This is a genomic window from Streptomyces sp. NPDC104309 (assembly GCF_055584025.1).
Genome location: NZ_JBVJMV010000013.1, coordinates 164919 through 185426 on the forward strand (window position 1 = coordinate 164919; position 20508 = coordinate 185426).

At 69.2% G+C, this 20508-nt stretch carries 21 protein-coding genes and 1 tRNA gene; 10 read left to right on the forward strand and 12 right to left on the reverse strand.

The window, feature by feature from the left end:
• Nucleotides 1-83 precede the first annotated feature (83 nt).
• Nucleotides 84-590: an Lrp/AsnC family transcriptional regulator gene (locus ACZ68L_RS20820; RefSeq protein WP_469579163.1), complete on the forward strand. Its 507-nt coding sequence runs from the start codon at nucleotides 84-86 to the stop codon at nucleotides 588-590.
• A 180-nt stretch (nucleotides 591-770) separates the two neighbouring features.
• Here ACZ68L_RS20820 and ACZ68L_RS20825 read toward each other — a convergent pair whose 3' ends face one another.
• The gene (locus ACZ68L_RS20825) at nucleotides 771-1364 is read right to left on the reverse strand and encodes a TetR/AcrR family transcriptional regulator (protein ID WP_469578977.1); all 594 of its coding nucleotides are present in this window, start codon (nucleotides 1362-1364) and stop codon (nucleotides 771-773) included.
• A gap of 123 nt (nucleotides 1365-1487) precedes the next feature.
• Here ACZ68L_RS20825 and paaN point away from each other — a divergent pair, with 123 nt between their 5' ends.
• Nucleotides 1488-3188 carry a phenylacetic acid degradation protein PaaN gene (gene paaN / locus ACZ68L_RS20830; protein ID WP_469578979.1) on the forward strand — a complete coding sequence of 567 codons (1701 nt, stop codon included), beginning with the start codon at nucleotides 1488-1490 and terminating at the stop codon, nucleotides 3186-3188.
• 314 nt (nucleotides 3189-3502) lie between these two features.
• Here the strand turns inward: paaN and ACZ68L_RS20835 are convergent, their stop codons facing one another.
• The 3 genes from ACZ68L_RS20835 to ACZ68L_RS20845 all read right to left on the reverse strand — a co-directional run bounded on the left by ACZ68L_RS20835 (nucleotide 3503) and on the right by ACZ68L_RS20845 (nucleotide 6341).
• Nucleotides 3503-4153 carry a TrmH family RNA methyltransferase gene (locus tag ACZ68L_RS20835; protein ID WP_469578981.1) on the reverse strand — a complete coding sequence of 217 codons (651 nt, stop codon included), beginning with the start codon at nucleotides 4151-4153 and terminating at the stop codon, nucleotides 3503-3505.
• 140 nt (nucleotides 4154-4293) lie between these two features.
• Complete coding sequence (locus ACZ68L_RS20840) at nucleotides 4294-5577, reverse strand: HTTM domain-containing protein (protein ID WP_469578983.1); 1284 nt, start codon at nucleotides 5575-5577, stop codon at nucleotides 4294-4296.
• The gene (locus tag ACZ68L_RS20845) at nucleotides 5574-6341 is read right to left on the reverse strand and encodes a DUF5819 family protein (RefSeq protein WP_469578985.1); all 768 of its coding nucleotides are present in this window, start codon (nucleotides 6339-6341) and stop codon (nucleotides 5574-5576) included. The genes ACZ68L_RS20840 and ACZ68L_RS20845 overlap by 4 nt, the downstream gene beginning before the upstream one ends.
• A 119-nt stretch (nucleotides 6342-6460) precedes the next feature.
• Between ACZ68L_RS20845 and paaA the strand changes: the two genes are divergently transcribed.
• The 6 genes from paaA to ACZ68L_RS20875 all read left to right on the forward strand — a co-directional run bounded on the left by paaA (nucleotide 6461) and on the right by ACZ68L_RS20875 (nucleotide 11351).
• Entirely contained in the window at nucleotides 6461-7465 is a 1005-nt protein-coding gene (gene paaA / locus ACZ68L_RS20850; RefSeq protein ID WP_469578987.1) for a 1,2-phenylacetyl-CoA epoxidase subunit PaaA, read from the forward strand.
• Nucleotides 7462-7752, forward strand: coding sequence for a 1,2-phenylacetyl-CoA epoxidase subunit PaaB (gene paaB, locus ACZ68L_RS20855; RefSeq protein WP_469578989.1), 291 nt, complete (start codon nucleotides 7462-7464; stop codon nucleotides 7750-7752). The genes paaA and paaB overlap by 4 nt, the downstream gene beginning before the upstream one ends.
• Nucleotides 7749-8450 (forward strand): 1,2-phenylacetyl-CoA epoxidase subunit PaaC, encoded by a 702-nt coding sequence (gene paaC, locus ACZ68L_RS20860; RefSeq protein ID WP_469578991.1) that lies wholly within the window; start codon nucleotides 7749-7751, stop codon nucleotides 8448-8450. The genes paaB and paaC overlap by 4 nt, the downstream gene beginning before the upstream one ends.
• Complete coding sequence (paaD, locus tag ACZ68L_RS20865) at nucleotides 8444-8950, forward strand: 1,2-phenylacetyl-CoA epoxidase subunit PaaD (protein WP_469578993.1); 507 nt, start codon at nucleotides 8444-8446, stop codon at nucleotides 8948-8950. The genes paaC and paaD overlap by 7 nt, the downstream gene beginning before the upstream one ends.
• Nucleotides 8951-10009, forward strand: a complete 1059-nt coding sequence (locus ACZ68L_RS20870; RefSeq protein ID WP_469578995.1) for a 2Fe-2S iron-sulfur cluster-binding protein — start codon at nucleotides 8951-8953, stop codon at nucleotides 10007-10009. It abuts the gene before it with no gap.
• Nucleotides 10010-10139: 130 nt separating this feature from the next.
• On the forward strand, nucleotides 10140-11351 hold the full coding sequence (locus ACZ68L_RS20875) for an acyl-CoA dehydrogenase family protein (protein WP_469578998.1): 1212 nt from the start codon (nucleotides 10140-10142) through the stop codon (nucleotides 11349-11351).
• Between the two features lie 95 nt (nucleotides 11352-11446).
• Here ACZ68L_RS20875 and ACZ68L_RS20880 read toward each other — a convergent pair whose 3' ends face one another.
• From ACZ68L_RS20880 to ACZ68L_RS20895, 4 genes are all read right to left on the reverse strand, one after another.
• Entirely contained in the window at nucleotides 11447-11791 is a 345-nt protein-coding gene (locus ACZ68L_RS20880; RefSeq protein ID WP_469579000.1) for a rhodanese-like domain-containing protein, read from the reverse strand.
• A gap of 45 nt (nucleotides 11792-11836) precedes the next feature.
• On the reverse strand, nucleotides 11837-12847 hold the full coding sequence (locus ACZ68L_RS20885) for a hypothetical protein (RefSeq protein ID WP_469579003.1): 1011 nt from the start codon (nucleotides 12845-12847) through the stop codon (nucleotides 11837-11839).
• Nucleotides 12848-12905: 58 nt separating this feature from the next.
• Complete coding sequence (locus ACZ68L_RS20890) at nucleotides 12906-14357, reverse strand: DUF2252 domain-containing protein (RefSeq protein WP_469579006.1); 1452 nt, start codon at nucleotides 14355-14357, stop codon at nucleotides 12906-12908.
• 162 nt (nucleotides 14358-14519) lie between these two features.
• A complete protein-coding gene (locus ACZ68L_RS20895; protein WP_469579008.1) occupies nucleotides 14520-15662 on the reverse strand; it encodes an ABC-2 transporter permease in 1143 nt (380 codons plus the stop codon).
• A gap of 89 nt (nucleotides 15663-15751) precedes the next feature.
• Here ACZ68L_RS20895 and ACZ68L_RS20900 point away from each other — a divergent pair, with 89 nt between their 5' ends.
• Nucleotides 15752-16222: a MarR family winged helix-turn-helix transcriptional regulator gene (locus ACZ68L_RS20900; protein WP_469579010.1), complete on the forward strand. Its 471-nt coding sequence runs from the start codon at nucleotides 15752-15754 to the stop codon at nucleotides 16220-16222.
• A 79-nt stretch (nucleotides 16223-16301) separates the two neighbouring features.
• Here ACZ68L_RS20900 and ACZ68L_RS20905 read toward each other — a convergent pair whose 3' ends face one another.
• Nucleotides 16302-16646, reverse strand: a complete 345-nt coding sequence (locus ACZ68L_RS20905) for a winged helix-turn-helix transcriptional regulator (RefSeq protein WP_469579012.1) — start codon at nucleotides 16644-16646, stop codon at nucleotides 16302-16304.
• Between the two features lie 129 nt (nucleotides 16647-16775).
• Here ACZ68L_RS20905 and ACZ68L_RS20910 point away from each other — a divergent pair, with 129 nt between their 5' ends.
• Entirely contained in the window at nucleotides 16776-17387 is a 612-nt protein-coding gene (locus ACZ68L_RS20910) for an FMN-dependent NADH-azoreductase (RefSeq protein ID WP_469579014.1), read from the forward strand.
• 134 nt (nucleotides 17388-17521) lie between these two features.
• Here the strand turns inward: ACZ68L_RS20910 and ACZ68L_RS20915 are convergent, their stop codons facing one another.
• The 3 genes from ACZ68L_RS20915 to ACZ68L_RS20925 all read right to left on the reverse strand — a co-directional run bounded on the left by ACZ68L_RS20915 (nucleotide 17522) and on the right by ACZ68L_RS20925 (nucleotide 20320).
• Nucleotides 17522-18181 (reverse strand): response regulator, encoded by a 660-nt coding sequence (locus ACZ68L_RS20915; RefSeq protein WP_469579016.1) that lies wholly within the window; start codon nucleotides 18179-18181, stop codon nucleotides 17522-17524.
• Nucleotides 18182-18209: 28 nt separating this feature from the next.
• Nucleotides 18210-19931 (reverse strand): sensor histidine kinase, encoded by a 1722-nt coding sequence (locus ACZ68L_RS20920; RefSeq protein WP_469579018.1) that lies wholly within the window; start codon nucleotides 19929-19931, stop codon nucleotides 18210-18212.
• A gap of 306 nt (nucleotides 19932-20237) precedes the next feature.
• Nucleotides 20238-20320 (reverse strand) — tRNA-Leu (locus ACZ68L_RS20925).
• Nucleotides 20321-20508: the final 188 nt, after the last annotated feature.

Sequence of the window (20508 nt, forward strand, 5' to 3'; positions counted from 1 at the left end):
CTGTGGACAAACGGTTCTCCACAGCCTGGGATAGGGGCAGGTCGTCCAGGACGGGGAGGCGCGGGCACATGTCAGCTGAACAAATGGCCGACGGGGTCGAGGGCTCCGGCCAGGTTCCGCCCGCGCGCCCGCTCGACGCCATCGACCGCGACATCCTGCGACTGCTCCAGACGGACGGCCGCGCCTCGATACGCTCGGTGGCCGATCGCGTCCACGTGTCGCGGGCCAACGCGTACTCCCGGATCAACCGACTCATCGAGGACGGCGTGATCCGCGGATTCAGCGCGCGGGTGAACCACGAACGGGCGGGGCAGGGCGCCTCCGCGTACATCACGCTCAAGATCGTCCAGAATTCCTGGCGTACTGTCCGCGAGCAGCTCCAAGCGCTGCCAGGGGCCACTCACATCGCACTCGTCAGCGGCGACTTCGACGTCCTGCTGCTGGTGCACACCCCGGACAACCGCTCACTGCGCGAGCTGGTCCTGACCAGGATCCAGGCCATCCCTGAGGTTCTCTCCACCCGGACGCTTCTGGTGTTCGAGGAGACGGACCTCGCCCCGGGCCCGGACCGGCCCACCGAGCTCACGTGACGGAAACCGGAATCCGAACCAGGAGCGGAGCTCGCTCCGCCGTGAAGCCCGTTCACGCGCGCAACCCGCTCACGCGCACAATCCCTTCAGGAGCCGCGCCGGCGGACAGGAACCCGGGCGCACGCAAGGCAGCGGTCGCGCCGAAGGACGGTGGTCCGGGCCGGTCGCGGCGCCAACGCTTCAGCGGCTGGACCGCATCCCGTCGAAGGCCACCCGGACGAGCGTGTCCGCCAGCCGCTCCCCGTCGACACCACCGTCCGGTTGCGGGCGGTACCACTCCACCAGCGAGTTGACCATGCCGAAGAGCAGCCGTGTCACCAGCCGTATGTCGACATCGGAGCGGAGATCGCCGTCCGCGACCGCCGCTCTCAGCAGATCGGTCACCCGATGGTCGAACTCGCGCCGGCGCTCCATGGCCCAGCGCTCGGTCTTCGTGTTTCCCCGTACGCGCAGCAGCAGCGTGACGTAGGGCAGTTCGGCTATCAGCACATCGACGGTACGACGGGTGACGTACTCGACCTGCTCGATCGCACGTCCCTGCGTCGCCCCCGGCTCGTCGAGAATCCCGAAGAGCCCGTCCAGCGCCCGGCTCACCGCGCGGCGGAGCAGTTCCTCCTTGCCCGCGACGTGGTGATAGATGGACGACTTGGAGATGCCCGCCGCCTTGGAGAGATGTTCCATGGACGTGCCGTCGTAGCCGCGCTCGTTGAAGACACGGACGGCGACGGTGAGCAGAGTCTCCGGGGTGTACGTGTCCCGCTTGGCCGTGGTCATGTCCGCGATCCTCCCCTACGAGTTGTCCACAGGTTTGGCGGGCCCCCTTGTCCCGACCGATCGTTCGGTTACTCTAACTCTGTCCGCCCGTCCCTGCCCAGCTCGATGAGGAGTTGGTCCGTCATGGCCGCCGAGCTCTCCCCGCACCTGCTGTCCGAGAAGCACCGCCCCACGCTCGACCAGGCCCTCGACGCGATCCGTACGCGCGCCTACTGGTCCCCGCACCCCGAGCATCCGAAGGCGTACGGCGAGGGCGGCGCCCCCGGCAGCCTGAGCGCCGCCGAGGGCAAGGCCGCCTTCGACGCCGTGCTGCGCACCCGGCTCGACCTCGGCCAGCCGGGCACCGACGGCTGGACGAGCGGGGAGATCTCTCCGTACGGGCCCGAGCTGGGCGTCGAGTACCCGCACGCCGACCTGGACGTCCTGCTTCCCGCGATGCGTACGGGCATGGCCGCCTGGCGCGCGGCGGGCCCCGAGACCAGGGCCCTGGTCTGCCTGGAGATCCTCTCGCGCATCAACGCGCGGACCCATGAGTTCGGCCACGCGGTGATGCACACCAGCGGCCAGGCCTTCATGATGGCGTTCCAGGCGGGCGGACCGCACGCCCAGGACCGCGGCCTGGAAGCGGTGGCATACGCGTACGAGGAGCAGATCCGCACGCCGCGGAGTGCCGACTGGTCCAAGCCCCAGGGCAAGCGCGATCCGCTCCGCCTGCACAAGTCGTTCATCGCGGCACCCCGTGGCATCTCGCTCCTGATCGGCTGCAACACGTTCCCCACGTGGAACGGCTATCCCGGGCTCTTCGCCTCCCTGGCCACCGGAAATCCCGTCCTGGTCAAGCCGCATCCGCGCGCCGTGCTCCCGCTGGCGCTCACGGTGCAGCTGGCGCGAGAGGTGCTCGCCGAGGCGGGCTTCGACGCCAACCTGGTCGCTCTGGCCACCGAACGACCGGGCGAGGGCATCGCGAAGGTCCTGGCGGTCCGCCCCGAGATCAAGATCATCGATTACACCGGATCCACCGCGTTCGGCGACTGGCTGGAGACCAACGCCCGCCAGGCCCAGGTCTACACGGAGAAGGCCGGAGTCAACACGATCGTCCTCGACTCCACCGACAACTACCAGGGGATGCTCGCCAACCTGGCGTTCTCCCTCTCTCTGTACAGCGGCCAGATGTGTACGACCCCACAGAATCTGCTGATCCCCCGGGACGGGATCACCACCGATGCCGGCGACAAGACGTACGACGAGGTCGTCGACGACATCGCGGCCGCGGTCAACGGACTGCTGGGCGACGACTCCCGGGCGAACGCGCTGCTGGGCGCCCTGGTCAACCCCGATGTGAAGGCCCGTCTGGACGCGGCCGCGGAGCTGGGGGAGGTCGCCCTGTCCTCCCGTGAGGTGGCCAACCCGGAATACCCCGACGCCGTGGTCCGCACCCCTGTCGTCGTCAAGCTGGACGGCACCAAGCCGGATGACGAGGAGCACTTCCTGTCGGAGTGCTTCGGGCCGGTCTCCTTCGCTGTGGCGGTCGACTCGACCGCCGACGCCGTGGAACTGCTCCGCCGCACGATTCGTGACAAGGGTGCGATGACGGTCGGTGCGTACACCACCTCACCGGAGGTGGAGCGCGCGGTGGAGGATGTCTGCCTTGACGAGTCGGCCCAGCTCTCGCTGAATCTGACCGGCGGGGTGTACGTCAACCAGACTGCGGCGTTCTCCGACTTCCACGGCTCGGGAGGCAATCCGGCTGCGAACGCGGCCCTGTGCGACGGAGCCTTCGTGTCAAACCGCTTCCGCATGGTGGAAGTCCGCCGCCAGGCGTAACCCGCGTTCCGAGCCTTCGGCCCGGCCCCTCCCCGTCCACTCGGACTTCCGCGCCCTCCGGATCTTCCCCGGACCGCTCGGGTCGCCCGTACCGCCCGCCCCCGTCCTCTCCCTGCCCCTGACGTTTATGGGCTTCCGTCCAACCTCTCCGGCGTTCGAGGAGAGGGGACGGTGGGGACGGGGGCGGGCCCCCGGTCGGGAGGGGCCCTCGGTTACGTGAGGGGGCGGGTGGGGGGAACAGCCCTCAACCGGTGCCCCGCCCGTACACGTACCCCTACTCATGCCTGCACCTGTGCCTCACCGCGCCGCCTACGTCAGGCCCCCGGTTTCCGCCCATCCCCCGGAATCTCCGCATACCTCTGCACCCACGCGTGCATGGCGATCGCGGCCGCGGCCCCCGCATTGATCGACCGCGTCGACCCGAACTGAGCGATGGAGCACACCATGGCCGCGTGCTTGCGGGCCTCGTCGGTGAGTCCGGGCCCTTCCTGCCCAAAGAGCAGCACACACCGCCGCGGCAGTTCGGTCCGCTCCAGCGGCACCGCCCCCGGCAGATTGTCGATCCCGATGATCGGCAGCCCCTCTGCCGCCGCCCACGCTGTCAGCGACTCCGTGTCGGGGTGGTGCCGCACATGCTGGTACCGGTCGGTGACCATCGCACCGCGCCGGTTCCAGCGCCGCCGCCCCACGATGTGGATCTCCTTGGCGAGGAAGGCGTTCGCGGTGCGCACCACGGAACCGATATTGAAGTCGTGGCCCCAGTTCTCGACCGCCACGTGGAAGTCGTGCCGCCGTAGGTCCAGATCGGCGACGATCGCCTCCCGCGTCCAGTACCGGTAGGCGTCGCCCACATTGCGCCGGTCGCCCTGGGCAAGCAGTTCGGGGTCGTACCGCTCGTCCTCGGGCCAGGGCAGCGGGTGCGGCCCGACGCCGATCTCCGTCCCGAACCCGTCGTCGTACTGCATCGGTTCCGCGGCCGGACCAGCTTCTGCCGTCGGAACGGATGCGCCGGACGGTTCCGACCCCGCGGACTCCCCGGTCGACGATTTCCCGCCGGTACCGTCAGGGCGTCCGATGCCACCAGTGCTGCTGTCGCTCTCACTACTCACCCGACGAGCGTATGGCCCCCGTCGCCGCTGCGCTGCGGGACCTCCTCGTCATCGACGGCCTGCCGCGGGCCGGGCACCTTGCCCCGGCGCGAGAACAGCAGCTCCCGCCCGAGCGTCACCCGGCCGCCGAGCCACACGAGGAAGACGGTCGGCAGGAAGACGGAGTCGGCGGCGATCATCGCCATCGAGAAGAAGGGCAGACCGAGCAGCAGGGCGATTCCGGCGTGCTCGCACATCATGACGACGAGCAGGACGTTCTTGACCCGCCGGTTGAACAGGGTGAAGGGGAAGGCGACCTGCACGATGACCGTGCCGTACGTCAGCAGCATCACCATCACGCCGCTGGAAGCGAGGATGTCCGACAGCGCGGGCCAGGGCGTGAAGTATTCGAGCTTGAGCGGGTAGTACAGCGCCGTGCCGTCCTGCCACCGCGACCCCTGGATCTTGTACCAACCCGCCGTCGCATAGATCACACAGACCTCGGCCATGATCACGACGAGGGTCGCGTTGTGGGCGAGGTTGGCGATGACGTCGAGCAGAGTGCGCGCCTCGCTGTGCGGCGCGCGACGGTTCACGGCCCACCAGACGCCCTGGCCGGCCCAGAGGATCCAGAAGAGAACCGGCAGCCACCAGGTGCCGCCGAGGCCGTCCGTCACGGTGGCCACGATCAGGACCAGACCCAGCAGTCCCCAGAGAACCGGACCAGCCACGTCCCCCCGCACCGAGCGCCGAGGACCACCGGCATCCACTGCCGCTTCCGCGTCCTCACCCGCCTCCACGCCGCCATCCGTCTCCGCCGCACGAGCCGCACGCCGGGCGTCCAACGACCAGACCTGTGCGCAGCGCGTCAGCACGAGATAGATCGCCATCAGATGGATGACGTTGTCGCCGCCGTCACCCATGAAGATGCTGCGGTTCTGCAGGGAGAGCACCCCGACCATGAACAGGACCGACGTGGCGCGGGTGTGCCAGCCGACCATCAGCAGCGCGGCGGCGAGCAGTGCCACCGCGTACACGATCTCGAACCAGACCGCACTGTCCGACCACATGAGCGTGGTGAAGGCTTGATTGCCCGATATCAGCTGCTTCGCCATGTCCCAGCCCCACGGGCCGTCGGGGCCGTACATCGCGTGGCGATGTGGCAGTTCGCGCAGCAGGAACAGCAGATAGGTGGCGGAGAATCCGATCCGGATGACGGCGCTCTGGTACGGGCCGAGGGCCGAGGAGGTGATGCGCTGGATGCCGCGGGCGAGCTTGCGATCGAAGGTGAACGTACTCACTTGTCCGCCCCCTCGGCGTTCTCGGGGAGGTCGGCGGAGGTTACGGTCCACCAGGGCAGCACTCGGTAGGACGGCTTCGTACTGATCTTCTCCTCGCTCCAGCCGGGGGCCCCGACCGACCGCGTCTCGGAACGGATCTGGATGCGCTCGACGGTGCCGCCGTAGTCGTGCTCGCCCAGGCGCGCCATCGCTATTCGGCGGAGGTAGCGCTCGGACAGCTCACCGCGCAGGCCGTTTGCCCGGTTCTCGTTGTCGTGGGAGCCGACGTAGAAGTCCCAGCCGCGACGCAGTTCGTTCTGGTGGATGTGGCTGGGGAGCAGATTGCCGCGTATCGCGCGGCCGTCCTCGGCGGAAAGGCTCATCCAGGGTGTGGTGCGGCGGCCGTCGGCGCCGACTATCTCGGCCCGTACATGAACGGCCACGTTCTGCTGAAGCGGATTCGGAGCGAAGAGCTTCCAGTTCTGTTCGAACTCGGGGTAGATCCATTCGTCGACCGCCTCGCCGTGCTGCTTCGTCAGCGTGTTGGAGGGTGCGACATGGAGGAACACCATGGCCAGCTGAACGCAGGCGACCAGCCCGATGACGGACAGCGCGATGGCGGCAGCGATCTGGTACGGAAGCGACAGGGCGGCCATGCCGCCGCGGGCACCCGGCCCCGCACCCGGCCCCTGAACGACGTCGGACGCCGTGTTCTCACCCCGGCCCGGCCCTGGCCCGGCGCTCCTGTTCCCGCTTTCGACGCCCCTGTCGTCGTACGAATCCATCCCGCCCCGATCCCCGTCGATCCCCGGTCCGTCATCCACAGGGTTGACACCCTACGGGCCGCCGACTCACCATTGAAGACATTGAACCGAACGATCGGTCGGTCGGTAGGGAGTCCGGGATGACGGCAGTGACTGCGAGCCAGGCGGCGCAGGCGGGAGCAGGCAGGCCCAAAGGGGCGGACGAGGCCCTGGAGGCCGGCTTCGACGCCGCGGTCGCGGCGGACGAGCGCATCGAGCCCCGTGACTGGATGCCGGATGCCTACCGCGCCTCGCTGGTCAGGCAAATGGCCCAGCACGCCCATTCCGAAATCATCGGAATGCAGCCGGAGGCCAACTGGATCTCGCGGGCGCCCTCACTGCGCCGCAAGGCCATTCTCATAGCCAAGGTCCAGGACGAGGCCGGACACGGGCTGTATCTGTACAGCGCCACGGAAACGCTCGGCGCCAGCCGTGAGGAACTGCTCGACAAGCTCCACGCGGGCCGCCAGAGGTATTCGTCAATCTTCAATTACCCCACGCTGACCTGGGCGGACGTCGGAGCGATCGGCTGGCTGGTGGACGGCGCCGCGATCACCAATCAGGTACCGCTCTGCCGTTGCTCCTACGGCCCGTACGCCCGGGCGATGGTCCGCATCTGCAAGGAGGAGTCCTTCCACCAGCGTCAGGGGTACGAGCTGCTGCTCACCCTCAGTCGCGGCACTCCGGCGCAGCACGAAATGGCGCAGGACGCGGTGAACCGCTGGTGGTGGCCGTCCCTGATGATGTTCGGTCCGCCGGACGGCGCATCGGCCCACTCTGCGCAGTCGATGACCTGGAAGATCAAGCGGCACTCCAACGACGAGCTGCGACAGCGCTTCGTGGACATCTGTGTCCCACAGGCCGAAGCGCTGGGGCTCACCCTGCCGGACCCGGATCTCCGGTGGAACGAGGAGCGCGCGCAGCACGACTTCGGAGCGATCGACTGGAAGGAATTCCAGGAAGTCCTCAAGGGCAACGGCCCGTGCAACGAGCAGCGCCTCAACCAGCGCCGCCGGGCGCACGAGGAGGGGGCCTGGGTCCGGGACGCGGCGATCGCGTACGCCGAGAAGCACACAGCACTGAGGAACGGGGAGGCGACGGCATGAACAGCTCGACCGAATGGCCGCTGTGGGAGGTGTTCGTGCGTTCGCGCCGCGGGCTGTCCCACACCCACGCGGGCAGCCTGCACGCCCCGGACGCGGAAATGGCCCTGCGCAACGCGCGCGATCTGTACACGCGCCGCTCCGAAGGCGTCTCCATCTGGGTGATCCCGTCCGCGCAGGTCACGGCCTCCTCGCCGGACGAGAAGGACTCCTTCTTCGAGCCGGCCGGTGACAAGCCCTACCGGCACCCGACGTTCTACGAGATCCCCGAAGGGGTGAAGCACCTGTGACCGCGGCTCTCGCCCTGGGCGACGACGCGCTGGTGCTCTCGCACCGGCTGGGGGAGTGGGCCGGACACGCCCCCGTGCTGGAAGAGGAAGTGGCCCTGGCCAACATAGCCCTGGACCTGCTGGGACAGGCCCGATTGCTGCTCTCCCTCGTCGGGGACGAGGACGAGCTGGCGTATCTGCGTGAGGAACGCGCCTTTCGCAATGTCCAACTGGTCGAGCAGCCGAACGGCGACTTCGCCCACACCATCGCCCGCCAGCTCTACTTCTCCGGCTACCAGCGACTGCTGTACGAGCAGCTGTCGGCCGGTGACGGCCCGTTCGCCGGGCTGGCGGCGAAGGCGGTCAAGGAGGTCGCGTACCACCAGGACCACGCGGAGCACTGGACGCTGCGGCTCGGCGACGGCACGGCCGAAAGCCACGAGCGGATGCAACGCGCGGTGGACGCGCTGTGGCGGTTCACCGGCGAGTTGTTCCAGCCCGTCGAAGGTATGGAGATCGACTGGCAGTCGCTGCACAGCGGCTGGCTGGAGTCCGTCACCACAGTGCTGGGGCAGGCCACGCTGGCCGTGCCGGACGGTCCGCAGTCCGGAGCGTGGTCGGCTGGCGCGGGCCGTCAGGGCATCCACACCAAACCCTTCGGCCGGATGATCGCCGAGATGCAGCATCTGCATCGCAGCCACCCGGGGGCGTCATGGTGACCGAGACTCTCCTGGAGGAGGAGCTGCACCGGATCGCAGGATCCGTGCCCGATCCGGAGCTGCCGGTGCTGACCCTGGACGAGCTGGGCGTGCTCCGGGGGGTGGACGTGCTCGCACCCGGCAAGGTGACCGTGCGTCTCACCCCGACCTACACCGGCTGCCCGGCGATCGAGGCCATGTCCGCCGACATCGAGCGGGTGCTGCACGACCACGGCATACCGGAGGTCTCCGTGGTCACGGTGCTCTCGCCGGCCTGGTCCACCGACGACATCAGCGCGGAAGGGCGGCGCAAGCTGGCCGAGTTCGGCATCGCGCCCCCGCGCCCGCACGGCGTCGGGGTCCCCGCGGGCGCCCCGGTGCCGCTCACGCTCTCGGTGCGCTGCCCGCACTGCGGCTCGACCGATACGGAGCTGTTGAGCCGGTTCTCCTCCACCGCCTGCAAGGCACTGCGCCGATGTGTGACGTGCCGCGAACCGTTCGACCATTTCAAGGAGTTGTAGATGTTCCATCCGCTCCGGGTCCGCGCGATCGAACGGCTCACGGACGATTCGGTGGCCGTCACCCTCGCCGTGCCGCCCGAGCTGCGCGAGACCTTCCGCCACAAGCCGGGACAGCACCTCAATGTGCGCTACACCGTCGACGACGACGAGATCCGCCGCTCGTACTCGATCTGTTCCCCGGCCGTCGAGGAACCAGCCGATCCGGTACTGCGGGTGGGAATTCGGCTTGTCGACGGTGGCGTGTTCTCCACCTACGCACTGAAGGAACTCGCCGTCGGTGACCTGGTGGAGGCGATGCCTCCGATGGGTCGCTTCGTACTCACACCCCGTGCCGGACGTTTCGCGGCGATCGTCGGAGGCAGCGGGATCACACCGGTGCTGTCGATCGCGGCGACACTGCTGGCACGGGAGCCCGGCGCCAGTTTCTGTCTGATCCGCAGCGACCGGACCGCGGTCTCGACGATGTTCCTGGACGAGGTCGCCGACCTCAAGGACCGCTACCCCGACCGGCTCCAGCTGGTGACGGCCCTCTCCCGGGAGGAACAGCAGGCAGGTCTTCCGTCCGGTCGGCTGGACCGGGACCGGCTCACCGGACTGCTGCCCTCGCTGCTTCCGGTGGCAGAGGTGGACGGCTGGTATCTGTGCGGGCCGTTCGGGCTGGTCCGGGCGGCCGAAAGCGCACTGCACGGCCTGGGCGTGGACCGGACCCGTGTCCACCAGGAGATCTTCCATGTGGACGACGGCCCGAACGCACCTGCTCGCACCCTGGCCGAGACACCGGCTCACAGCAGACTCACCGCGACCCTGGACGGCCGCTCCGGCACCTGGCCGGTGCAGGACGGCGAATCACTGCTGGAAACCGTGCTGCGCAGCCGATCCGACGCACCGTACGCCTGCAAGGGTGGTGTGTGCGGGACCTGCCGGGCGTTCCTGGTCTCGGGCGAGGTACGGATGGACCGCAACTTCGCACTGGAACCCGAAGAGACCGGCGCCGGCTATGTGCTGGCGTGCCAGTCCCATCCGGTCACTCGGGAGGTGGAGCTCGACTTCGACCGCTGACCTCACCGCCACCCCGCTCCTTCCCCTCACAGCCCATGCCCCTGCCTGTTCCCTTCTCGTAGAACCTGTTCTATCTTGACGCATCGTCAGATCCGGACACGGGGGCAGCGGTTCGCGGGAGGCCAGGGCAGTGGACTTCACCTTCACCGAGGAACAGCAGGCAGCCACGGAGGCGGCGAGAGCGGTCTTCTCGGGCGTTGCGCCCGACGGGGTGCCCAGCCCCGCGCTCGTACCGGGTGCGGTGGCCGAGGACATCGACCGGCCCCTGTGGGCCGGGCTCGCGGCGGGCGACCTGCTGGGCCTGACACTGTCGCCGCAACACGGCGGTGCCGGACTCGATCTCGTCGCGCTCTGTCTGGTGCTGCGCGAGTCCGCCAAGGTGCTCGCACGGGTGCCGCTGCTGGAGACGTGTGCGGTCGCGATGGTGCTCCAGCGCTACGGCGACCATGGGCTGGCCGCCGAGTTGCTCCCCCGGGTCGGCCGGGGCGAGTTGGTCCTCACCGTCGGGGCCAACGGCCGCTCCGGCCACGATCCGGCCGAACTCGCGGTCACCGCCCGCCGGGTCGTTCCCGCGACGAACGATCCGTCCGGCGAGGGACTGCGCGAGGTATCTGGTGAGGCCCCCGGGGATAGCGTCAATGACGCCGCGGACTGGGTGCTCGACGGCGTGCAGTCAGGGGTGCCCTGGGCGCAGGCCGCGGACTGGATCGCGGTTCCCGCCCACACGGGCGAGGGCCGAGCCGTTGTCGCCCTGATCCGGCCCACCCACGACGGCGTCACCCTGGCCGAGCAGGTCTCCACCAGTGGCGAGCTGTTCGCCGAGGTCCGACTGGACTCGGTGCGGATCGACAATCGTGCGTTGATGGACGCCGCCGGGGCCTGGGACTGGCTACGCGCCCTGCTCACCACGGGGACCTGCGCGCTGGCGCTCGGTGTGGGGGAGGCCGTGCTCGCCATGACGAGTGAATACACCGGCAAGCGCGAGCAGTTCGGCTTCCCGGTCGCGACCTTCCAGTCCGTCGCCGTACAAGCCGCCGACCGATACATCGACCTGCGAGCCATGGAAGTGACGCTCTGGCAGGCGGCCTGGCGGATCTCCACCGGGACCGACGGCGCGCTTCCCGCCGAGGGCGACATCGCCGTGGCGAAGATCTGGGCCTCGGACGGTGTCCGCCGGGTCGTACAGACGGCACAGCATCTGCACGGCGGCTTCGGCGCGGACACCGACTATCCGCTGCACCGCTTCCATGCCTGGGCGAAGCAGATCGAACTCTCCCTCGGTCCGGCAGCGGCGCACGAGGAAGCGCTGGGCGACCTACTGGCCGCGCACCTCCTCGGCTGAGTCCGACCAGGACCTCGACCGACACCGTCTGCCGTGACCTCGGCCGACACCCGCCGTGAGTACCGGGGCCCCGGCGGCCGGACAGCCACCCGGGCTCAGAGGACGAAGGCAGCGGAGCCGTTGTCGGTGACCATCGGACGTCCGGCACCGTCCCAGGCGAGCATCCCGCCGTCGATGTTCACGGCGTCGATGCCCTGCTGCACCAGGTACTGGGTGACCTGGGCGGACCGGCCACCGACCCGGCACATCACATGCACGCGCCGACCGTCCTCAGCGGCCCCGGTCAGCTCGCCGAAGCGCCCCACGAAGTCGCTCATCGGGATGTGCAGGGCTCCCTCGACGTGCCCGGCCGCCCATTCGTCGTCCTCCCGGACGTCCAGCACAAAGCCGTCCGACGGTACCGCCGCGACGTCCACCGAGGGCAGCGGGGAGAAATTCATGGGTCATGCCTTCTCTCGTACGTACGCTCCAGAGTCATCAGAACGCTACTGCACCAGACCTGCCAGCTCCGCCTCTCGCTGAGAGACCTCGCCCAGCAGCTGATCGGCGATCTCGTCGAGCAGCCGGTCCGGATCATCGGGCGCCATCCTCAGCATGGCTCCGATGGCACTCTCCTCAAGCTCCTGGGCGAGCACCGTGAGGAGTTCCTTGCGCTGGGTCAGCCAGTTCAGCCGGGCGTAGAGCTCCTCGCTCTCGCTCAGCTCCGCCTCCGGCACCACCGGCCCCTCCGCCCACTCCTGCGCCAGCTCCATCAGAAGCGCCTCGTCCCCACGCCCATAGGCGGCGTTGACGCGAGTGATGAACTCCTCCCGGCGTGCCCGCTCCCTCTCGTCCTGTGCCAGGTCCGGGTGAGCCTTGCGCGCCAGCTCGCGGTAGAGCTTGCGCGCCTCTTCGGTCGGCCGGACCCGCTTGGGCGGCCGGACCGGCTGCTCGGTCAGCATCGCCGCCGCCTCGGGGGACAGCCCGTCCGAGTCGATCCAGTCGTGGAACAACTCGTCGACGCCCGGCATCGGCATCACGATCGCCCGCGCCTCCTGCGCCTTGCGGAGATCCTCGGGGTCGCCGGTCCGGGCAGCGCGGGCCTCCGCGATCTGGGCATCGAGCTCGTCGAGGCGGGCGTACATCGGCCCGAGCTTCTGGTGGTGCAACCGGGAGAAATTCTCGACCTCGACCCGGAAGGTCTCCACCGCGATCTCGAATTCGATCAGCGCCTGCTCCGCGGCCCGCACAGCCTTGGCGAGCCGAGCCTCGGGCCGGGCCCCCTCAGCAGACCCGCCGGTCTCCTCGGCAGTCCCGCCGGCAGCCCCACCGGCCTCCTCGGCAGCACCGCCCGTCTCCTCAGCGGTCTCAGCGGCAGCGCCTGCTTCGGAACCGGCACCAGCACCGTCCGGCCGGACATCGTGCGCATCCTGCTCGTGGTGCTCGTGCTGCCGGTCGTTGTCCTGCCGGTCTTCGTCGTTCCGGGTGGTCGGCACCCCGGCGGCTTCGTGGGTCACCCGTCCAGCGTATGGCCACCACCCACGCCCTGAGGACACATGGTCGGCCCAAGGTCCCTCACACGCCCGCTTCGGCGGCTATTCGCCCTGCTCCGACGGCCCGCACCAGCTCCGCGTGGTCCGCCTCGGTACGGTCCGCGTACATCACCGCGAACGCCGCCACCGCTTCGTCCAGTTCGTCGTTCTTGCCGCAGTAGCCCGCTATCAGCCGTGGGTCTGCGCTGTGCGCATGGGCCCGCGCCAGCAGCGCACCGGTCATCCGACCGTAGTCGTCGACCTGGTCGACCGCCAGAGCCGCCGGATCCACACTGCCCTTGCGGTTCCTGAACTGCCGCACCTGGAAGTGCCGCCCGCCGACGGTGGCCCAACCCAGCAGGATGTCGCTGACGACCTGCATACGCTTCTGCCCGAGCACCACCCGGCGCCCCTCGTGCGCCACCTCCGGCACATCGAACCCGACAGCCGGCAGATACGGAGCCAGCACGGAGGGCCGTGCCTCCTTCACCTGCAGGACCAAGGGCTCACCTCGGTGATCGAGCAGGAGCACCACATACGACCGGGTGCCGACGCTCCCCGTGCCGACCACCCGGAAAGCCACATCGTGGATCGCGTACCTGGCGAGGAGCGGCACCCGGTCCTCGGAGATCGTGCCCAGGTAGTCGCCGAGCCCCACCGCCACCGCCGCGGCCTCCTCGTCCGGCACCCGCCGCAGCACCGGCGGCGCCTCGACGAAGCGGCGTCCGCCGTCCCCGGAGTCCTCGGTGGACTTGGCCGCGAAACGGGCGCTGGTGTTGTTGCGGGCCTTCTCCGAGACCCGCTCCAGGGTGCCGAGCAGATCCCGTGCGTCCGTGTGCGAGACCAACTCCTCGTCCGCGATGGCGTTCCAGGCGTCGAGCGCGGGCAGTTCGGCCAGCAGCCGCATCGTCCGCCGGTACGCACCCACCGTGTCGTACGCGCCCCGGCGGCAGGTGTCCTCGTCCGCCCCGGCCTCCCGGCCGGCAAGCACCAGCGAGGCCGCGAGCCGCTTGAGGTCCCATTCCCAGGGGCCGAAGACGGTCTCGTCGAAGTCGTTCAGATCGATGACCAGGCTGCCCCGCGCATCGCCGTACAGCCCGAAATTCGCCGCGTGCGCATCGCCGCAGAGCTGCGCGCCCACCCCGCTGACCGGTGTTCCCGTCAGGTCATGGGCCATCAGCCCGGCCGAGCCGCGCAGAAAGGCGAACGGTGTAGCCGCCATCCGCCCCACCCGGATCGGGGCGAGAGCGGGCAACCTGCCCCGGCTCGACTCCTCGACCGCCCGCACGGCATCGGGCCGGCCTGCCGGGAGGACCAGGGAGGAGTGCGAGGCCCGACGCACCCTCTCCCGCAGCGCCTTGCCCGCCTCCTTGGGTGACTGCGGCGCGCTCCTGCTCGCTGCAGCCGCCCGCCGCGCGAATCCGGGCACGACCGGAATGCGCGGACCCCCTGTAACAGCCCGCTGAACAGGCACTGTCGCTTCGATTTCGCCCATGGCGCGCGGCCTCCCCCGTCCTCGTCCTGCGCTACAGGCCCGACGCCTTGTCGCAGATCAATTGCGACGAAGGTACCGCCGTCCGCCGAAGGCCGTCCGCCCCTGTGGACAACTCGCCGACCGGCCTGTGGACAACATGCCGCGGACAACTCTCCGCCCTGGTCAGACGCCGATGGCCGCTTCCAGCTCTTCCTCCAGCTCTTCCGCGCCATCCGCCCCGGTCGGGGCTTCGGCCCTGACGTGCCGTCCCCGTCCCTGCACTCCCCCGGCCTCGACGGATCCGGCGACGGCGACGGCTGGAGCCCTCTCCGCTGCGGCCTTCCGCCGATGCGCCTCGGCCAGCCCCGCCAGACCCATCACTGCCAGACCCACCACGAACCAGAGCGCGAGCACCAGCACCTGCCGGCCGAGCGCGTGTCCGCCGAAGTACACATGGCTGCGTACCCCCTCGACGAAGCCCGCACCGTTCCAGAAGGAGTGCAGCGCACCGAAGAACCCGGGCTGCAGCTCGGGCCGGAAGATGCCGCCCGAGCTGGTGAAGTTGAGCATCACGAAGAGCACCATCACGCCGAGCGTCGTCCACCGCTTGAGGAAGGTGTGCAGCCCGACACCTATCAACAGAATGCCCGCCGAGTAGAGCCAGGCCATCGCCCACAGACCGCCGAGCCCGTGATCCACGAGGCCGAACATCGGGCCGGCGAACACCGCCCCGATCACGCTCACCACCAGGGATGCGGCGATCGTCAGTGCGGCCCTGATCCGCAGCCCCAGCACCGCGCCCGCGCCGCCGATCACCGCGACCGACGCGTAGGAGCCGATGCTCACCGCGACCAGCAGGAAGAAGATGCCCTGGCCGGTCGGATCACCTGCGGCCGTCGGTGCGGTGTCGGTCATCTTCAGCGGGTGCCCCTGCTCGGCCGCGACCTTGGTGAAGACCTTCTCGACAACCGTGGCGCTGGTGTCGGAGGACGCGCTCGCCACCAGCAGCTCGGGGTGCTTCCCCGGCAGGTAGGCGCCGTAACTCGCCTGGTTCCTCAGGTGGTTCTCGGCGGCCGCGCGATCGGGGACCGTGCGCACGCTCAGCGCCCCGTCCCCCTTGTCCTGCAGTGTCTGCGCGAGTACCCGCACGCTCGGCCCTGATCCGACTACGTCCACCCGCAGATCATGCGGCTCGGGGGCGTGGAACGCCCCGAGGTAGGCAAGCCCCATACCGACGCACATCAGCAGTGGTGTGACGAGATGGCTCAGCACATGACGCAGAGCGGCGGCGGTGGAGCCGGCGGCGGCACTCGGGCCTGAGGGCATGCGGAACACTCCAATAGTTGGCTTTTACAACTCTCAATCCGTTGTACTATACAACTTAAATTCCAAGGAAAGCGAAGGAAGGCGAACCAGTGCCAGGCACCCCCGGAGAACGCGAAGAATCACTGGACGTCATCCAGCGCGAGCTCACCGCCTTCGCGCGGCGCGCGCGGGCCGCAGCGGCCCGCCTCCACCCGGAGCTGCCCCTGGTCTCGTACACACTGCTGGCCCACATCGACGACCGGCACGGCTGCCGCGCAACGGATCTGGCCGCGCACTACATGCTGGACAAATCAACAGTCAGCCGACAGATCGGCGCTCTGGAGAAACTGGGGCTGGTCGAGCGCCACCCCGACCCGGACGACCACCGCATCCAGGTACTGCACCCCACCAAGGCAGGCACCCAGGCGCTCGCCTCGACGCAGGCCAGCCGCCGAGCCGCCTACCAAGAACGCCTCGCGGACTGGACGGCGGACGATCTCGCCAGGTTCGCCGAGTACCTGCTGCGCTACAACTCGGCGGGCGACACGAGCGCGACCGCCCCACAGACGCCGAAGAGCTGACCCGGCAGAACGGCGCGCGAACCACTCGCCCCCGGCGCACCCACACCCTTACGGTGCCCCCTCGCCGTCCAGGCGCGCCTCAACAGTGGCCATCGGAGGTCAGATACGTCCTGGACCAGTGAGCAAGCTCCTTGAGCGCGGGCTCCATCGCGGCACCCGCCCGGGTCAGGCGGTACGAGACCCGCAGCGGCGGCCCCTCGTCGACCTCTCGGACCACCAGACCGGCCGCACCCAGTTCCGAGAGCCGGTCCGAGAGCATGCGCTCACTGATGCCCGGAATCGCCCGCCGCAGATCCGCGAAGTGCACCGGCTGCTGCATCAGCACGGAGACGATCGGCCCCGTCCACCGCTTGCCGAACAGCTCGAACACGCGGGTGATGCCCACATCGACCCGCCGACACGCCTGCTCGCTGTGCTCCGCCATACACCCAGGGTACTGCGCCACAGTGCGCGGCTTACGAATAGTAAGTACCTGTGTTATTACTAGGTACGCACGAAAAAGAGGCCCACCTCATCGGTCCGCCGCCATTCCCAGACATCCGTGGAGACCCCCATGGCCACACTCCTGCATCTCGATTCCGCCGTCTTCCCCGAGGGCTCCGCATCACGCGACGTCAGCGCCGCCTTCGTGCAGGCCTGGCGGGAGCAGCACCCCGACGGGCAGGTCGTCTACCGCGATCTCGCCGCCACCCCGCTGCCCCACCTGGACGCCGCGGCCGTCGCCGCCGGCGCCGAGGACCCGTTGCGCCGCGAGCTCGCAGACGAACTGGCGGCGGCGGACGCCGTCCTGATCGGCGCTCCGATGTACAACTTCAGCATTCCGTCCACACTGAAGGCCTGGCTCGACCAGGTGATCATCGTCGGCCACAACGCGGGCCCGGACGGCCCCGTGGCGGGCACCCCGATCACTGTCGTGGCCAGCCGTGGCGGCTCGTACGCCGCCGGCACCCCGCGCGAGGACGCCGAGTTCGTCCAGAACTACCTGGAGAAGCTACTGACGAGCATGTTCGGCGCCGAGGTCGACTTCATCGTTCCGGAACTGACGCTGGCCCGGTCCAAGCCCGAGATGGCCGACCTCATTCCGCTCGCCGACGTCTCCCGCGCCAAGGCGTTCGCCGCAGCCGCGGAGAAGGCCAAGGCTCTCGCCATCCGCCTCGCCGCCTGAACCGTGTGCGAAGGGGCGGGGCCCGGCGGTCAACCACCCCGCGCCCCGGCCCTCCTCGTATACGCGGGAACGTTTCCAACCGGGTGTTTCACGTGAAACACAGCCCAACCATCCCGAGCCCACCCTGCGGCCCCCTAAAGCCCCGCATCCCTCGCCAGCAACGCGGCCTGCACCCGGTTCTCGCACCCCAGCTTCGCCAGGATCCGGCTCACATACGTCTTCACCGTCGCCTCGCTCATGTGCAGCCGCCGTCCCGCTTCCGCGTTGGAGAGCCCCTCCCCGAGCAGCGCCAGCACCTCGCACTCGCGCCCGCTCAGCGCCGCCACCCGCAGCCGCGCCTCTTCCCCCCGGACCGCCGCCCGCCCCAGGGTCAGCTGATCCACCACATGACGGGTGGCACCGGGCGAAAGGTAGGCATCCCCGGCAGCCGCTGCCCGCACCGCCTGGATCAGTTCGGTCGGGGCGGTGTCCTTGAGCAGGAATCCGGCACCCCCCTGTTCCAGCGCACGCAGGACGTTCTCCCGCTCGCCGAACGTTGTGAGCACGATCACGCGCGCCGCCGGCGCCGCCGTTCGGAGTTCCGCCAGCGCCGTGAGCCCGTCCATCACCGGCATCTGGATGTCGAGCAGCACCACGTCCGCCGCATGGGCGCGGACCAGCTCGATGGCTTCCCGCCCGTTCGTCGCTTCCGCGACGACCTCGATGGATCGGTCCGAGGTGAGGATCATGCGTATCCCGGCCCTGATGAGGGGCTCGTCGTCAGCGATGACGACTCTGATCCGCCGATCCGTCACTCGTACCCCCGTGCTCGTCCCGGACGCCTCACCTACTGGCAATCTCGTAGGACCTCTTCTCGATCAGCTTGCCGTCCCGGAAGCAGAACCGGAACACCGGCTCGGTGTTGATGTTCCCGCCCGTCTCCGAGGACATCAGGACCAGACACCGTGACGCGGCCGGCTTCTTGGGCCCTCCGCCGTCCAGCCCAGCCGTCATGAATGTATCCCCGGCAGGCAGCTCTTCCCGCACCTCGTCCTCCGCCGTGCCGATCTTGATCGACTGGTACTGACTCGGCCCGATCACCGCCTTGTCCACCTCCTTCACCAAGAGGTACAGACCGAAGCCACAGCCCAACACCAATAGCACCAGGGCTCCCGCCGCTATCCCACAGCCCAGCGCGACCCCGCCGCCCGTCTTCCTTCCGCTACCGCTCATCGCCAACTCCCGCTCGGAAACTGTCCCGCCCATGACCGGACCACCGTTCCCCCACAGGACCCGCTGGGACTGCTGCCGGAAGTCGTCCTCCGCGTCAACCATCGGCGCGACCGACTTCCCGCCGGGCATGCCGTCGGCGCCGTACGGAAGCACCCCGGCCACCCGAAAGCCGCCGCCCTCGATCCGGCCGGTGTGCACCATGCCGCCGACCAGCCTGGCCCGCTCATGCAGACCGGGCAGCCCCTGGCCGCCGCTGACCACCTCACCCACCGGCCGCACTTGCCGCTGTGGACCATTGACGATCTCGACGACGAAGGAATCGGGCTCGTAGCGCAGCTCGACCTTGATCTCCGCACCCGGCGCGTGCTTGTACGCGTTGGTCAACGCCTCCTGGACGATCCGGTACGCCGCGTGGTCCGAGGCCGCCGCAAGCGTCCGGACCGTTCCTGTACGACGAAGCTCGACCTCGCTGCCGGCAGCCCGCGCCGTCGCGGTCAGCTCCTCGATGCCTGCGATGCCCCGCGCCGTCGACTGCCCGCCCTCGCCGCCCTGCGACGGCCCCTCGACACCGTCACGGAGAATGCCGACGACCTCGCGCAGCTCGTGCATCGCATGGACCGAGGCGTCCCGCAGCACTCCGACCACTTCCCGCTGTCGCGCCGTCAACTCACGGTCGACCTCCAGCGCGCCTGTATGGACAGAAATCAGTGCCAGCCGGTGGCCGAGGCTGTCGTGCATGTCCTGGGCGATCCGCTGGCGCTCCATGAGCCGCGCCTGCCCCACGATCATGACCCGCTCCCGGACGAGCTGGGCATTGCGTTCCTGCAGGGCGTGCAGCAGGGTCCGGCGCTGCGTCCAGTAGCGGCTGGCGAGGCCGGGCACGAGTGTCGTCGCCAGGAAGTAGAGGGTGGTGAACAGCACCTGGGTCAGCGGCCGCAATGCGGCCCAGTTCACCACGACGGCCAGACCCACGTAGAGCGCGTAAGCAGCGGTAAAGGCCCCCAGAGCCCGCCCGGCTCCGGCGATCCTGCGCCCGGAACTCCACGCCACCACCATCAGCAGCGGCGCGAAGCCATCGGAGAGCCCGGCCAGGGCGGCCGTGGCCACCAGCACGGTCACCGGCAGCCGTCGCCTCATCAGGGACAGCACCACGACCAGGGCCGAGACCGTCCAAAGTCTCAGCTCACCACTGCGCAGCAGCTCTTCCGTCCCGGCCGCGAGCAGCCCGAGCACCACGGCCAGCACGGCCTCTCCAGCCGTCCTGCGCCGGGACCACAGCTCGGGCACCGCACACCACTGCCACCCGGCCCGGAGCTTCGATATCGCGTACACACCCCGCACCCTAGGCAGCCCCGCACGCTCACGACGCCCCACTTTCGTCGCACCCACCCGCAACGAAAGTCGCCCGCACCCCGCTGAGCCCCTGCCCGCCGTACAGAAACCCCTGGGACACCCAGGAGCACCGCCGAACGCCACCACGCATCGACGAACGCCAGTCGGCACCCAGCGCCCAGTACCCGGCACCCGGCACCCGGCACCCGGCACCGATGAACGTCGCCAACCATCGACGAAATATCAGAGTCCGCCAGGGAACGAAGAAGCCCCACAGGCCGTTGGCTCTGTGGGGCTTCTCTCTTGTGCGCGAGGGGGGATTTGAACCCCCACGTCCCTAAGGACACTGGCACCTGAAGCCAGCGCGTCTGCCGTTCCGCCACTCGCGCAAGAGTGGTGTTTCCAGTTTCTCTCACCGTTTGGTGCGAGCGCCTGGCGACATCCGGAAGATTAGCACGCTGGACAGGGTGGATTCACATCCGTTGTTTCACCGAACGCCTGGCGGGAACCGGGAACGCCGAGCGGCCGCCCCCACTCCTCCTCAGTGCACCCCTAGTGCGGGACACTGTCAGGAGGC

Bases quoted from the DNA above. Each gene is read 5' to 3' on its own strand.
- ACZ68L_RS20820 (WP_469579163.1), top strand. From the start codon at position 84: ATGGCCGACGGGGTCGAGGGCTCCGGCCAGGTTCCGCCCGCGCGCCCG.
- ACZ68L_RS20825 (WP_469578977.1), bottom strand. From the start codon at position 1,364: ATGACCACGGCCAAGCGGGACACGTACACCCCGGAGACTCTGCTCACC.
- paaN (WP_469578979.1), top strand. From the start codon at position 1,488: ATGGCCGCCGAGCTCTCCCCGCACCTGCTGTCCGAGAAGCACCGCCCC.
- ACZ68L_RS20835 (WP_469578981.1), bottom strand. From the start codon at position 4,153: ATGCAGTACGACGACGGGTTCGGGACGGAGATCGGCGTCGGGCCGCAC.
- ACZ68L_RS20845 (WP_469578985.1), bottom strand. From the start codon at position 6,341: ATGGATTCGTACGACGACAGGGGCGTCGAAAGCGGGAACAGGAGCGCC.
- paaA (WP_469578987.1), top strand. From the start codon at position 6,461: ATGACGGCAGTGACTGCGAGCCAGGCGGCGCAGGCGGGAGCAGGCAGG.
- paaB (WP_469578989.1), top strand. From the start codon at position 7,462: ATGAACAGCTCGACCGAATGGCCGCTGTGGGAGGTGTTCGTGCGTTCG.
- paaD (WP_469578993.1), top strand. From the start codon at position 8,444: ATGGTGACCGAGACTCTCCTGGAGGAGGAGCTGCACCGGATCGCAGGA.
- ACZ68L_RS20870 (WP_469578995.1), top strand. From the start codon at position 8,951: ATGTTCCATCCGCTCCGGGTCCGCGCGATCGAACGGCTCACGGACGAT.
- ACZ68L_RS20880 (WP_469579000.1), bottom strand. From the start codon at position 11,791: ATGAATTTCTCCCCGCTGCCCTCGGTGGACGTCGCGGCGGTACCGTCG.
- ACZ68L_RS20890 (WP_469579006.1), bottom strand. From the start codon at position 14,357: ATGGGCGAAATCGAAGCGACAGTGCCTGTTCAGCGGGCTGTTACAGGG.
- ACZ68L_RS20895 (WP_469579008.1), bottom strand. From the start codon at position 15,662: ATGCCCTCAGGCCCGAGTGCCGCCGCCGGCTCCACCGCCGCCGCTCTG.
- ACZ68L_RS20905 (WP_469579012.1), bottom strand. From the start codon at position 16,646: ATGGCGGAGCACAGCGAGCAGGCGTGTCGGCGGGTCGATGTGGGCATC.
- ACZ68L_RS20910 (WP_469579014.1), top strand. From the start codon at position 16,776: ATGGCCACACTCCTGCATCTCGATTCCGCCGTCTTCCCCGAGGGCTCC.